The organism is Vitreoscilla sp. C1 (assembly GCF_002951955.2).
GTDB classification, from domain to species: Bacteria; Pseudomonadota; Gammaproteobacteria; order Burkholderiales; family Neisseriaceae; genus Vitreoscilla; species Vitreoscilla stercoraria.
The window spans coordinates 868,624-882,670 of the sequence record NZ_CP019644.2 but is presented as its reverse complement, the minus strand read 5'-3'; the positions used below and the strand labels follow the sequence as shown (position 1 = coordinate 882,670).

The window sequence follows — 14,047 nt, the reverse complement described above, 5'->3', positions numbered from 1 at the left end:
CACTTAGATTACAACAAAAGCCAATCTTGACGATTGGCTTTTAATTTAAAAAACGATTCAAAAATATCAAAAAACAAACCTACATTTTTGAATGAATCAACTCGGCTTTACACAATAACAACATTCCCATAAACAACGGCGGATTACCATTTCTTACAGGACGCTTGTTGGTTGATGCCACAATGTTAGCGATTACGAATTGCTGGGCATATTGCGCAATTTAGGCAAATTCAAACCTTGAAACACAGGATCGTTTTCTGGCAATTCCGATGCACCCATGCGGCGTAAAATAATATTGGTTTTGTTGCGCAAACGCTTGTCTTTGGGATGCTCACTGTAATAACGTGGGCGAGGAATCATTGCCGCCAAACGCGCCGCTTGTTGCTTACTCAAACTGCGGGCTGATTTTTGGAAATGGTATTGTGCCGCCGCCTCTGCGCCAAACACATTCGGTCCCCATTCAATCACATTCAAATATATTTCAAAAATCCGCTCTTTGTCTGTCGTCGCTTCCATCATCAAGGTAATCACAGCTTCTTCAGCTTTGCGAACATACGATTTGCCTTCCCACAAAAACAAATTCTTCGCCAATTGCTGTGAAATGGTTGAACCGCCCGCTTTGATTTCACCTGCTTTTTCATTGCGCTTGATGGCATTTTCGATGCCACGCCAATCAAAGCCATCGTGATTGGAAAATGCTGCATCTTCCGAAGCAATCACCGCTTGTTTCAAATTAACGCTAATTCCATCGTAATTTTTCCAATCATATTGGATATTTTCATTAGGATATTGCGCCGCCCGAGTACGCATAAAACTGGTGGCATCTGGTGCAAACGCACGCCAAAATAAAATGCTGCCATAAGCGTAACATTGGAATACCAATACGACACCTAAAATCAATGCCAATACCATTTTTAAGCTTTTGAACATAAGCTGGCTCTTAATGATTGCAATACTGATTCTGTTTGCGGCTGAAAACCACGCCACCATTGATACGACACCGCAGCTTGACCCACCAACATTCCCAAACCATCCGCAGCTTGCTTGGCGCCACCTTGACGCGCCAAATCCATAAATGCCGTTGGCTTAGCTCCATACACCATGTCATAAGCCAATTGACATTGCTCAAACGCCGCCAAAGCCAAATCAGGGGCTTGGTCAGATAAGCCGCTAGACGTACCATTAATGATGATGTCAAATTGACGCAAAGAAGCGTCCTGTAAACTCAAAGCCTCGATGTCCAAAATGTGTGCCAATTCTTGCGCTTTAGACACTGTTCGATTGGCAACGCTGACTGCTTTGGGATTTCTTTCCAACAAAGGCTGTAAGATGCCACGCACCGCACCACCTGCTCCCACAACCAATACGGACAAGTCTTGCAAAGACACGCCATATTGTTTTTCAATGTCATTCATCAAGCCTAAACCATCGGAATTGTCACCATAAACGCTGCCATCGTCACGCACCACCAATGTATTCACCGCACCTGCCAATTGCGCACGCACGCTCAATTCATCAGCAAATTCACAAGCATCTAATTTGAATGGCACAGTGACATTTGCACCTTGTAAACCAGCCTGTATCTCGGCAGCCACACCTTGGGAAAAACCCTCTATGGGTAACAAAATTTTGTCATAACTGATATGTACTTGCTCTTGCAATGCAAAAGCCAAATGGATTTCAGGTGAACGGCTGTGAGCGATTGGATGGCCAAAAACAGCATAACGTGGTTTTGTTTGCATATTCATAAGTAGGTCAATGATGTAACAAGAAAAGCATATTATGCTTATTTTATCCAATGTGCAAAAAGTTCCTTTTTGAGTATAAATGAAAATGCAAAACTATTTTTATAAAAAACTCAATTATTTGTCCATTATTGTTCATTTATTGTTTATTTTTTTGCATTGCCACATTCTTTTAATAATAGAAATGTGGCACAATCGTTTCACTTGCATTGAACTATCCACTCTTTCTTTCGCATTGCTTTTAAAGGAGCTGCTATGTCTGTCCAAAATGTCTTGGACCTCATTGAACAAAATGATGTCAAGTTCGTTGATTTACGCTTCACCGACACCAAAGGTAAACAACAACACGTGAGTGTGCCTGCACACGTGGTTTTAGAAGATGGCGAAGAATGGTTTGAAAATGGCCAAGCTTTCGACGGCTCATCCATTGGCGGTTGGAAAGGCATTCAAGCTTCAGACATGTTGTTGCGTCCTGATGCCAGCACTGCTTTCATCGATCCATTTTACGACCACCCAACAGTTGTCATCACATGTGACGTGATTGACCCTGCAAATGGTCAAGGTTATGACCGCGACCCACGTTCTATTGCCAAACGTGCTGAAGCTTACTTGAAATCAACAGGTCTTGGCGACACAGCTTTCTTTGGTCCAGAACCTGAATTCTTCATTTTTGACGGTGTTGAATGGGAAACCACCATGCAAGGCACCCGCTTCAAAATCCATTCAGAAGAAGCAGCTTGGTCTAGCGGCGAAAGCTATGATGGTCAAAACACAGGCCACCGTCCTACGGTTAAAGGCGGTTACTTCCCAGTAGCACCTGTGGATTCAGGACAAGACTTGCGCTCTGCGATGTGTTTGACTTTGGAAGCTTTGGGCATTCCTGTAGAAGTGCATCACCACGAAGTGGCGACTGCTGGTCAAATGGAAATCGGTACCAAATTCAGCACTTTGGTTCACCGTGCCGACCAAACCCAAGACATGAAATACGTGATTCAAAACGTGGCGCATAACTTTGGCAAAACAGCGACTTTCATGCCTAAACCGATCATGGGCGACAACGGTTCTGGCATGCACGTTCACCAATCGATTTGGAAAGACGGCCAAAACATGTTCGCAGGCGATGGCTATGCTGGTTTGAGCGATATGGCTTTGTATTACATCGGCGGCATCATCAAACATGCCAAAGCTTTGAATGCCATTACCAATCCGTCAACCAACTCATACCGCCGTTTGGTGCCTCATTTTGAAGCGCCAATCAAATTGGCTTACTCTGCGAAAAACCGCTCTGCGTCTATCCGCATTCCTCACGTTGCCAGCGCCAAAGCTCGCCGTATTGAAGCGCGTTTCCCAGATCCTACCGCTAACCCATACTTGGCATTTGCGGCTTTGTTGATGGCAGGCTTAGATGGTATCCAAAACAAAATCCATCCGGGCGATCCAGCTGACAAAAACTTATACGACTTGCCGCCAGAAGAAGATGCATTGATCCCAACAGTTTGCGCATCTTTGGACGAAGCATTGAATGCATTGAAAGCAGACCACGAGTTCTTGACTCGCGGTGGTGTATTCAGCGCAGATTGGATTGAAAGCTACATCGCCTTCAAAACAGACGACGTACGTCGCATCCAAATGGCGCCACATCCAATCGAATTTGAAATGTATTACAGCTTGTAATTCGATACGGTTACCCTTATTTCCAAACCGCCTTGTTGAAAGGCGGTTTTTTAATCCGCTTTATTTTCAAACGATTTCAATCACACAAGCGTCCTGTAAAAGTTTACAGGACGCTTGTCATTATCAATACTTAAGGCATGCCCTGATTTCATTTCACATCCAATGCTGTTGGCAATACTCATGCCCACAACACGCCTTAACCACAAGCGGCGCGAATGATTTTTTTGGTTGCAGGATCAACGACAATTGTCACGCGTTCAGAGCGATAATCTGCTGTGACTGCTTGATTTGGTCCCACTTTGCGCACCGTTTGAGCACGGGTAAATTCTTTAATGCGTGCATCTGGCCAATCATCTTGACCGACCAAGCGCATGGCCAAAGCCGCTTCACATTGTTTGTTCACTTGTGGTGCGGGCTTGGTTTCAGGCTGATTGTTTTGCGCACATGCACCCAAACCCAGTGCCAATAACAATGCCCATCCCATTTTTAATTTCATTTTGAACTCCTTACCATGATGATACGGTGATTGATGGTTTGTTTTTCTTCTAACAACCAGTTATACAGACTCTCAAGCCCATAAATAGTTTATGAACATCCTTGTTTCAAGCGGCCTGTAAATCTCATCTGTGCTGACAAAACAGAGGCTTCATGGCTGTGTTACAATGGCTGCCTTTTTGAAAACGATGTTTAGAGGATTTCGCTCATGGTCAGCGCACAACAAATTGAAACCTTATTACCGCAAACCCAATGTGGTCAGTGCGGTTATCCAGGTTGTGCGCCTTACGCCCAAGCCTTATCTCAACAAGAAGCAACCATCAATTTGTGTCCTCCTGGCGGTCGTACGACGATTGTGGCATTGGCCGAACTTCTGCACACTGCCATACTGGAACCTGCAGACATCGAAAAAACCGATGCACCCAAAGTTTTGGCAGTGATTGATGAAAATATTTGTATCGGCTGTACCGCTTGTATCAAAGCATGTCCTGTGGATGCCATTGTTGGCGCAACCAAATGGATGCACGATGTGATTGCCAACGAATGTACTGGCTGCGGCTTATGCGTACCACCTTGCCCTGTGGATTGTATTGATTTGGTGGCGGTGAACGATGCGTATTTGCCACGCATCACACCCGAACCAAACGGGTCAGCGCAACAAGCGGCAGCACATGCAAAAATCCGTTTTGAAAAACGCAATCAACGCTTGGAAAAATTAGAGGCACGCAAGCAAGCCGAACGTGTTGCCAAACGTGAAGCCATGCTCAAAGCCAAAGCAGATGCTCAAGCAGCGCAAACTCCAAGCCAAACCAAACCTATTGCCAAAGCGGCATTCGACCCTTTTGCTCTGATTGCCAAAGCCTCAGCCAATGCCCAAGCACAGAAAAAAGTTCAGGTATACAATCAAGATGAACACGTAGAAACCCAAGTTCAGGCCGCTATGGATGCCGCTGCCATACGCCAAGCCATGCGTGATATTGAGTTTGGCTCAGAAACAGAAAAACAAGCAGCGATTAAATTGCTGCGAGAGCAAAAAAAACGCCGCAAAGCCAACAAAAATTAACTCAATTCATTCAATACTTTTTGGGTAGAACGCTGCCACGCCACAAACATACCAGCGACTGCCCATTCCCCATCATCCTCATCATCGTCATCGTCATCCAAAGCAAAAAATGCTTGCTTCAATTGGTATAACAATTGTTCTAATTTGCTTTGGAAAGAAACATTGAGGTTTTTCGCCACATCGCTGGTTTGTAACACACGTTCCAAAAGTGCAATGTCTGCCAATTTAATATTGTCTAACAAAGTCACCAATGACACCCAACCATCAACGGTCAACACTTGACCATTTTCATTTTTGGTCAACATGACTTTAAAACCATCCACTTCAAAATCAATGATATTCAAAGCATAGGCTTTAATCAAAATTCGACGTATCGCTTCTGCACTGTATTCTGGATCAATCAACGCATGCTCCATCCAACTGACCAAACGGTGTTCTGAATGAAGCTGAAAAAATGCCCGTTTGATATTGTCATATTCACTCAAGCTGTTTTGATACATACTGGCCAAATGTGTCATGGCCGGCCATGTTTTGACATTCAAATGATAGACACTGATTAAGTCCAAATAGTTGCTTAAAGACTGCGCAGGTTTGACATCTGCCATTGTCAACTGTCCTGCTTTTAACAATTGGTCTAACACAGGCTGAGAGCTGGTATCTTTCACCCATTCTGGTGCAAAAAATTTTGAGTCTTGGTCAAAAACATGTGCTAAATGTGGGGTAAGACTGGGCACGTAACTATGTGGTTGGTTAATGCTGACTACTTTTTGCAGAAATTCAGTAAACTGGTTCATCTTGCGCTGAGGTGTGAGATTGACTGCCGCTGTAATCAACTCACTGGTTTCAGGACGCTTGTTTTTACCTGATAATAAAAAATCCAAATGCTCTGCATAACCATCGGAAATTTTATCCAATGACATACCAAATTCTTTTTGACCCAAATGCTCATTGAAAATATTGAAATTGGCATGTTGTGAGAATTGATCGCGCAATTGGCTTTTGAATTTTTTCACAAAGCTTTTGATTTCAAAAGGTTGTGCAAAAATCTGATCACGCATTTTTTCAATTTCCAAATACACATTCAAAGACACTTGCTGAATATGCGTATCACGTTGATGTGAAACCCACGTGCCTTTGGCTGAAATTTGGTCAATTTGCTGCAAAATTTTGGCATAACGATCGCGTACAGTGACCAAATGATTGAAAATCTCACTGATTTGATCATGCAATTGATCTAGCTTGTCATACAAACGTTCAAACAATCGACGGGCAAACAACAAAGATTGAATGTGAGTTCGGGCGGTAAAAATTGCATACAATTGGTCATCTAATTCACCCAACTCATTGCGATCGGTACCGAACAAACGAAATAAAGTTTTGTTATCGGCTTTTTCGGTTGCCAAGCGTTGATATTGAGCCATGTGTTTGGCTTCTTTTTGCTCATGCTCTTCGCGCTCCTCTTCTAAAGCCTTGCTTTGGTGTTCCAGATAATCCATGACAGACAAAACCATCGCTGGTAAATCTGCCAAGCCACGCTCATAGTTCCACCATTGGGCAATCAGCGATTTTTCAATATTGCTGACCAATTTAAACGCCAATGCATCCAAGCGGCTTTCGGTCCATTCCAATTCGTAGAAATTGTCTACACCTTTTAAACGGAAACGGTCTTGGTAAAAGTCTTGGTATTTTTTCAACAAAACATCGGAACGTTCAGAAGAAGACACATCGCTCAAAGAGTCTAAACGCTCTTCACGATTGCGCTCCCACTCCATTTCGACCGAAGCCCATTTAGGATGCAATTTCGATTGGTCATTGGTCATCAATTTGTTCAGACGCAAATAATCCGAGTCCAAACACCACTCTCGCATCATGTAATCTAGTTGGCTGACAAACTCTTGTCGGGTTTCGTAATTGTCATCAGCAATAAAACCAATGCCCTCTTGCCAATTGGCAAACAATAAGGCATTCAAAACTTGGACGGTAAACAGCTTTTTATAATACTCGGTTGGATAATCCACCGTAACCGACAAACGCAACATACCAAAACTGACAAAATTGGGTTTTTTCACCCTTTGCCCATTTTCATAATGAGCATATTCGTCTGAAAACAAGCCTTGCCATACCGTATCTTTGACAAAAGATTTGCGTAGCAATAAAGCACTCAAGCCAGAAACATCGTATTGTTCATTGTCTCGCTCCACCAAATAACACGCATTGACCCAATTGCCATCTTCACTCAAAGGCAAAATATTCAATAAATTTTCAGGCAACCAATGGTTATTTAATAAAGCATTGAGCTCCACAAATGTGGCGTACAACGAAGCACTTTCTGTAGGCTCCATCTTGGTCACGCTGAAATTAGGTGGCAACAATACAAATACGCTCAAGCGGCAAAACAAGGAAGGATAATGCTGGCGCAATTGCACCACAACATCACTCAAAATGGCTTTCACCCATTCGTTCGAGACATCCACCAACAAATGTAACGCCAAGCCTTCATCATCGTATTTGCTTTGCAAACGCAAATACGCAGCATGAATTTGATTCAACAATTGTTCTAAAGCGGCTGCCAAATTCAGGCGAATCACACGCCGAGGCAATTTTTCAATGTCTTCTGAATTAGAATCAATCAAAGAGGCCCAAAATACTTGCTCTTCGGCATCCATTTTCAACCAACGATGGTCGCGCAAAAACATCAATGCATCGCGAATGGTAGGTGGCTCAACGGTAATGGATTGAATCTGATAATTCACTTCTACTGTATTTTCAGGCAAATTATCAAACAAATACAATTTTTGCTGTTCCACATCGGTAACGGTTAAAAACTCCGCATGCAGTGACGAACTTTTATCAACCGTACTGCTTTTATACAGTTGATAAAAATCACCCAATGCTTCTTTAGCGGCATCGCCTAGACCAATATAAATATGATTCATTTGTATTCCCTTACAGTCATTGTTCCCTAACGGCTGTGTTTCAATTGTTTTTTGACTTGTGCATACCAATGCCACAATTCATCTTCTGATGCCTGACTCGAAGGGTCATAACGCCAGTGTGTATATTGCTGTAACAATAATTGCCATTGTTCGGTTAGCAATTGGTGTTGTTTGAGCCAATCTTGTAATTCCAACGCTCCGATACGCCATTTGTCTTCATGTTCATCTTCCATGAAATGGTGTTTAATCAATAAAAAACCTGCTTCTAATGGATCAATTTGTTGTCGATATTGTCGTCGCCACCACCAAACAATCGGTCCCAGTGTCAATAATAATACCAACACCCATACCAACAACCCTTTTACCACAGCAAACACGCCACTGCCTAAATTCGAAAACAAGGCTTTTTGATTGTTTGCATCATAATTGACTACCCATTGTTGCCAATAATATTGCGATGTCGCCAACCAACGTTGCAATGGTGCAGGCCAATTGCCTTCAATTTGACTCATATTTTCAGGCAACGCAGCATTGATACCATCGTCAATTCGTGAAGCTGAAACAGAACTGGTAGGATCCACTCTCACCCAAGCTTGCTCTTGTTCTAGCCAAACCTCAGCCCAAGCATGTGCTTCCTTACCCCGCACTTGCCAAAACTGTCCTGTTTCATTAAAACTGCCACCCAAATACCCAGTGACCACACGAGCAGGTATGCCAGCGGCACGCATTAAAATGACAAAGGAAGTAGCATAATGCTCACAAAAACCGACTTTGGTATCAAATAAAAATTGGTCTACTTGTTGACGGTTTTGTTCTAATTTACCCGGACTTAAACTGTATTGAAACTTTTGTTCTTGATAATAACGCAGTGCTTTTTGAATCAATTGCTCATCACTCAAGCCTTGATTTTTCCAACTTTGGGCCAATGCGATGGTTTTTAAATTGGACTGCTCAGGCAACTCTGTCCAACGCTTGATTTGATACGAACTCAAACGTTCACCAATGCGATCGCTCACGACACTTTGCATGCTCACTTGTCGCAATTGCGAATAACGTCTTTTAGCCGTGACCACTTGATTTTCACGTAAAAAAATACTTTCATCCCAAGATACCACTTGCTGTAAAGCTGGAATATGTCCTTGAAAATCATGCAGTGTCATGACATAAGCCACTTTAGCTGGAGCCACATTTTCCAAGAAGGTTTCTTGCGCTAAGGTGCGGCCTGTATTGGCATGCCAAGTATTGCCATCAAAATCATTCATCACCATCGTACGCCAATACATTTGACGCAGTTTTGGGAGAAACGTCTCTTCAAATGTCACATTGAAAGCCAACTCATTGGATTCAATGACCGAAGCCATATCACCCAAAGTCAATTCAGTAGAAAGGCCAGTTTTGGCAGCGGGAGATTGCACTGGCAAACGCCATAATGGCTCCGAAAAACGAGGCATGGTCAAAAACAATACTACCATCAAAGGAATAGACAGCCCTAAACTCAACAAAGTATTGCGCCATGCTTCACGCCACGACAAACCATTGAGCAAACACAAACTGCCAAAAATCATGCTCACAGCACACAAAAGCCACACGCCTATTTGCAAAGTTTGTTGAAACAGCAAGCCGCCCACCACCAAAAACAAACTGGCCACCAATAAAACTTGCCAGTCTCGCGTACTTTGACCTTCAAACGATTTGATCACCACCATCAACAACAGCAACGCCACGCCACCTTGCTGACCAAACAAGGTTTGCAATTGCACATATACCGCCAAACCTGCTGCAATCAATAACACAATATTCAGCCAAGTCGGTATGCCACCAATACCCAAACTGGTCAACACCAAACGAATGCCAAACAACAAGCCAAAAAAGATGCCCACGCCCATAGGCAATTGCAACAACAAAGGAAAAGCAATCCACAACAAAGTGAGCAATGCAGCCACTTGGGCATATTTACTGGTCGGCTGTTGTAACTGCCAATGCGCTAAAATCGCCATTACATCACCGCCAATGCATTCAAACACAAACTGCGCTGCTTGGCTTGTGGCAAGATGGTCAAATGAGGCAATTCTAAGACAAATGGTTTTTGCAATTGATGTTGTTGCAACACTCGATAGCACAACATAGACGCCAATTGATCGGTAGCATGAACATTGGGATAATCTTTATAAGAAATGACATCAGGCAAGCTGGCAGTGGGATATTCAAAATGTTTGCTCAACAATTGACCCGTTTTGGCATATTGCTTCCACGCAATGGTTTGTAAGGAATACCCATCCACAAATTGCTTCAAATACGCCACCTCATCGCCGCCTTGTTGTCTTTGAGTGCCCGCCTCTTCGCTGCTAGGGCGTCCTGTAAGAACAACAGTGTGTTCCATCGGTGCAGGATACACAATGAATGTTTCAGTACATTCACACACCACCGACACTTCTAACAATCCAAATGGCGCCGTACTGATTAATTGCAAATGCGGAATGCTTTGATAACCACGATGCGTGGTCGCGACACTCAAATGTGTTTGACGCAAATGATTGGAATGGGTGTGTAACACATTCAAATCTTCTTTGCTCAAACTTTGTTTGATAGTGTCTTCATTAACCATACGCACAATCAAGCGTCGATTGCGCAAATCCTCGGCAAGCAAATTCACATTCACCACGCCCGACTCGCCCACAAACACTTCATCAGGCAAATCCAAGCGCAAACGCAAGCCCAAAAGTTGGCGTATACTCAATAAAGAAGCCACGCCCATGGCGCTGACTATCCAAAAAGACAAGCCATACGCCAAATTGACCGAGTAATTGAGCGCAGCTAGCCATGTAGCGGCGGCAATCAACCATAAATTGATGCCCAATTGTGTCGGGCGTACAGAAATATGGTGCCAAGAAACAGGTTCTTGTACATCCAAAATGATTTTTTGCCGTTTGATTCTAGGCCACGACCACATGTTGTATGATTTTCTGTAACAATTGATCAACGGTCACATTGCTTTGCAATGAGCGCAAACGGTGATTGGCTACCGATGGAAAAACAGCCTGCACATCTTCTGGAATCACAAATTGACGCGATTGCAAAAACGCCCATGCCTTGGCCGCTGCAATCACCGCCAAACCTGACCGTGGACTCAAGCCCAATACAAAAAGCCCCAATTTGCGGGTTTCTTGAACCAAGCGATATGCATAATCGGCCAAAGCTTCACTCACTTGTACTTGTTGAACTTGCTGCTGCAAAGCTTGCAACTGCTCGCCATTCAAAGCGGCCTGTAACTTAGGTAGCAATTGGCGGCGGTCGCCATGCAAATACAAGTATTTTTCGGCTTGCTCAGCAGGATAGCCCAAAGACACACGCATCATAAATCGGTCTAATTGGCTTTCAGGCAAGGGAAACGTTCCCAATTGTTCGGTTGGATTTTGCGTGGCGATGACCATAAAAGGCTTGGGCAACATATATGTGGTGCCATCTACCGACACTTGCCCCTCTTCCATCGCCTCTAACAAAGCCGATTGCACTTTGGGAGACGCCCGATTGATTTCATCTGCCAATAAAAATTGGTTGAACACAGGACCTTGATGGAATTTGAATTGAGATTCTTGCGGCTGAAACACATTCACACCCAATAAATCCGATGGCAACATGTCATTGGTAAACTGCACACGCTGATAACTCAATCCCAACACATTCGCCAAACCCGTCGCCAATGTGGTTTTACCCACACCGGGTACATCTTCTAACAACAAATGACCACGTGCCAACACACATGTTAAGACCAAATCCAAAGTCGAATTTTTACCCAAAATCAGACTGTTCAATTGTTTTTGTATGGTTTGTAATGCAGGATTCATTCAATCTTGCCTTTTTATCATTGATTTAACATACATATTTGAAAAAACATCTCTAAAAATGCGGATGTTTATGTTCACAAGCAGCCATTTTGATTCAACATTTAAACATAAATGCTTTCAGGACGCTTGTAACAAAGGCATTTGTTTTAATATGCGAAAGATATATTGTAATTGTAAACTGGGGATAGACACAGACAAAGATACGCGTCCTTGCTCAATATCGCTTAAATAATTGACCATGGCACCGACCAAATAACTTTTGAACACCGCAACCGTCTTAGGCACATCGGTATTCTTAGGTAAAGCACCAACCACCACGGCTTGTTGCATGATGACTTCAATGCGATCTTCCCAAGAATATCGATAACGGGCGAGCAAAGACACAACTTGAGCATTGTTTTCAGTCATTTCGCATTTTAAATGCACCACTGTACAAAACTGACGCAATAATAAATTTTGTTCTAAGCGCTCAAAAAATCCCACATAATAAGCCTCCAATGCATGCCAATACTCATCCCCTTGCATTTGGCTCAAACAATCATCCAATTCATGCAACTGTGGCATGACGGTTTGGAATACCGCATCAAGAATATCGGCTTTGTTGTTAAAATGCCAATACAACGCACCACGTGTCACCCCTGCTTCACGGGCAATTTGTTCCAAAGTTGCCTTCGCCACGCCCTCTCGATAAAACACCTTACAGGCCGCTTCAATCAATTGCAATTTGGTTTCTGCCGCTGCTTGTTTGCTTCTTCTCATTTTTTTCTCATTCTTCTCAAATAATTAACAATTTAATCATTTGGAACTTTTATACCACAGCCTCACCAAAATCTATACTTGCAAGGCTGACACACCAAAAGTCAAGCTCTGTAAAATGCCCATTGACTGAACATACATCAATGTATGTATAATCGCAAATTGCCATGATATTAACATTTGCTTTGTCTTAGTTCAAAAAGCTGATTGAATTATCCATTTCCAACAAGATTTCTTTTCCATCAAAGGGAACATCACATGTCGTTCGTAAAACCACTGACACATGCTTCCAAACCAAAACGGTTTAAAGCCTGCATTCTTGCTTTGATTGTGACCACAGCATTGGCCGCTTGCGGTGGTGAAAAACAAGGTCCAGGTGGCGCTGCTGGCCAAACGCCACCGCCGCCGACAGTCTCTGTGTTCACAGTTGAACCAGGTACAGTAGCCATTACCAATGAATTGCCAGGTCGCTTGGAAGCCAGTCGCACTGCACAAGTTCGTGCACGCGTTGCAGGCATCGTTTTAAAACGCCTGTTTACTGAAGGCAGTTATGTCAAAGCAGGTCAGCCTTTGTTCCAAATTGACAATGCCCCATATTTGGCACAATTGGACACAGCCAAAGCACAATTGGCCACTGCAGAAGCAAACTTAGCTAAGGCCAATGCCGATGTGGCACGTTATGCACCATTGGTAGCCGAAGGTGCTATCAGCAAACAAGAATACGATGCCGCTATCGCCCAACAGCGTTTGGGACGTGCTCAAGTACAAGCAGCCAAAGCCGCAATTAAAACCGCTCAAATCAATGTGAATTATGCTTATGTGACAGCACCTATTTCAGGTCATATTAGTAAAGCTGATGTGACAGAAGGTGCTTTGGTCGGTCAAGGTGATGCCACTGTTTTGGCAACCATTCAACAAACCTCTACTTTGTACGTCAATTTGACCCAAGCCACAGGTGACATCATCAAATTGCGCCAAGCCATGGCTAATGGTGAAATTTCCATGATTAATGGTAATCCAGAAGTCACTATTTTATTGGAAGATGGCAGCGAGTATCCGCTTAAAGGCCGCTTGTTGTTTACAGATGTGACAGTAGACCAAGATACAGGTCAAATGTCTTTGCGAGCAGAAGTGCCTAACCCTGACAATTTATTATTGCCAGGCATGTATGTGCGTGTGAAAGTGCCACAAGCAGAGATTGCCAATGCCACTTTAGTACCACAACAAGCTGTGACCCGTGGTAGCCAAGCTGACATCGTTTTGATTGCCAATGCCGATGGCTCATTTGCTCCACGCCCTGTCAAAATTTCTCGCTCACAAGGCAGTTATTGGGTTGTGACCGATGGTTTGAAACCAGGCGACAAAATCATTGTCGATGGCATGGCGGTAGTGGGTATGACACAAGCCAAAACTGTTCAAACCCAACCATGGAAAGATCCAAGCAAAGCAACCACTACACCACAAGCCGCTCCCGCTTCTGCGCCAACACCAAGCTCAGCACCTGTAGCGGCCAGCCAAGCGGCTGCATCATAA

General features: G+C 43.5%; 11 protein-coding genes. 3 read left to right on the top strand and 8 right to left on the bottom strand.

The features are described 5' to 3' along the window. Positions 1–192 precede the first annotated feature (192 nt). Together mtgA and aroE are read right to left on the bottom strand one after the other, a co-directional pair. Positions 193–930 (bottom strand): monofunctional biosynthetic peptidoglycan transglycosylase, encoded by a 738-nt coding sequence (gene mtgA / locus ADP71_RS04255; protein WP_019958472.1) that lies wholly within the window; start codon positions 928–930, stop codon positions 193–195. Next, a complete protein-coding gene (aroE, locus tag ADP71_RS04250) occupies positions 915–1,742 on the bottom strand; it encodes a shikimate dehydrogenase (RefSeq protein WP_019958471.1) in 828 nt (275 codons plus the stop codon). Before aroE ends, mtgA begins: the two co-directional genes overlap by 16 nt. A gap of 258 nt (positions 1,743–2,000) precedes the next feature. Here aroE and glnA point away from each other — a divergent pair, with 258 nt between their 5' ends. Continuing rightward, positions 2,001–3,419, top strand: coding sequence for a type I glutamate--ammonia ligase (gene glnA / locus ADP71_RS04245; protein WP_171460921.1), 1,419 nt, complete (start codon positions 2,001–2,003; stop codon positions 3,417–3,419). Positions 3,420–3,615: 196 nt separating this feature from the next. Here glnA and ADP71_RS04240 read toward each other — a convergent pair whose 3' ends face one another. Beyond that, positions 3,616–3,915 (bottom strand): I78 family peptidase inhibitor, encoded by a 300-nt coding sequence (locus ADP71_RS04240; RefSeq protein ID WP_019958469.1) that lies wholly within the window; start codon positions 3,913–3,915, stop codon positions 3,616–3,618. A gap of 207 nt (positions 3,916–4,122) precedes the next feature. Here ADP71_RS04240 and ADP71_RS04235 point away from each other — a divergent pair, with 207 nt between their 5' ends. Further along, positions 4,123–4,977 (top strand): RnfABCDGE type electron transport complex subunit B, encoded by an 855-nt coding sequence (locus ADP71_RS04235; protein WP_171460920.1) that lies wholly within the window; start codon positions 4,123–4,125, stop codon positions 4,975–4,977. Here the strand turns inward: ADP71_RS04235 and ADP71_RS04230 are convergent. The 5 genes from ADP71_RS04230 to ADP71_RS04210 form a co-directional block, all read right to left on the bottom strand. Then, positions 4,974–7,913 (bottom strand): hypothetical protein, encoded by a 2,940-nt coding sequence (locus ADP71_RS04230; protein ID WP_171460919.1) that lies wholly within the window; start codon positions 7,911–7,913, stop codon positions 4,974–4,976. The two genes, ADP71_RS04235 and ADP71_RS04230, sit on opposite strands and share 4 nt — an antisense overlap. A gap of 26 nt (positions 7,914–7,939) precedes the next feature. Beyond that, a complete protein-coding gene (locus tag ADP71_RS04225) occupies positions 7,940–9,937 on the bottom strand; it encodes a transglutaminase family protein (protein ID WP_155970488.1) in 1,998 nt (665 codons plus the stop codon). After that, positions 9,910–10,863, bottom strand: a complete 954-nt coding sequence (locus tag ADP71_RS04220) for a DUF58 domain-containing protein (protein ID WP_019958465.1) — start codon at positions 10,861–10,863, stop codon at positions 9,910–9,912. The genes ADP71_RS04225 and ADP71_RS04220 overlap by 28 nt, the downstream gene beginning before the upstream one ends. Then, positions 10,847–11,758 carry an AAA family ATPase gene (locus ADP71_RS04215; protein ID WP_019958464.1) on the bottom strand — a complete coding sequence of 304 codons (912 nt, stop codon included), beginning with the start codon at positions 11,756–11,758 and terminating at the stop codon, positions 10,847–10,849. The genes ADP71_RS04220 and ADP71_RS04215 overlap by 17 nt, the downstream gene beginning before the upstream one ends. A 117-nt stretch (positions 11,759–11,875) precedes the next feature. Then, positions 11,876–12,517, bottom strand: a complete 642-nt coding sequence (locus tag ADP71_RS04210; protein WP_019958463.1) for a TetR family transcriptional regulator — start codon at positions 12,515–12,517, stop codon at positions 11,876–11,878. Between the two features lie 255 nt (positions 12,518–12,772). On the opposite strand from ADP71_RS04210, the gene ADP71_RS04205 reads away from it, so the two are divergent. Next, positions 12,773–14,047 (top strand): efflux RND transporter periplasmic adaptor subunit, encoded by a 1,275-nt coding sequence (locus ADP71_RS04205; RefSeq protein WP_171460918.1) that lies wholly within the window; start codon positions 12,773–12,775, stop codon positions 14,045–14,047.

Bases quoted from the DNA above. Each gene is read 5' to 3' on its own strand.
- mtgA (WP_019958472.1), bottom strand. From the start codon at position 930: ATGTTCAAAAGCTTAAAAATGGTATTGGCATTGATTTTAGGTGTCGTA.
- aroE (WP_019958471.1), bottom strand. From the start codon at position 1,742: ATGCAAACAAAACCACGTTATGCTGTTTTTGGCCATCCAATCGCTCAC.
- glnA (WP_171460921.1), top strand. From the start codon at position 2,001: ATGTCTGTCCAAAATGTCTTGGACCTCATTGAACAAAATGATGTCAAG.
- ADP71_RS04240 (WP_019958469.1), bottom strand. From the start codon at position 3,915: ATGAAATTAAAAATGGGATGGGCATTGTTATTGGCACTGGGTTTGGGT.
- ADP71_RS04235 (WP_171460920.1), top strand. From the start codon at position 4,123: ATGGTCAGCGCACAACAAATTGAAACCTTATTACCGCAAACCCAATGT.
- ADP71_RS04230 (WP_171460919.1), bottom strand. From the start codon at position 7,913: ATGAATCATATTTATATTGGTCTAGGCGATGCCGCTAAAGAAGCATTG.
- ADP71_RS04220 (WP_019958465.1), bottom strand. From the start codon at position 10,863: ATGTGGTCGTGGCCTAGAATCAAACGGCAAAAAATCATTTTGGATGTA.
- ADP71_RS04215 (WP_019958464.1), bottom strand. From the start codon at position 11,758: ATGAATCCTGCATTACAAACCATACAAAAACAATTGAACAGTCTGATT.
- ADP71_RS04210 (WP_019958463.1), bottom strand. From the start codon at position 12,517: ATGAGAAGAAGCAAACAAGCAGCGGCAGAAACCAAATTGCAATTGATT.
- ADP71_RS04205 (WP_171460918.1), top strand. From the start codon at position 12,773: ATGTCGTTCGTAAAACCACTGACACATGCTTCCAAACCAAAACGGTTT.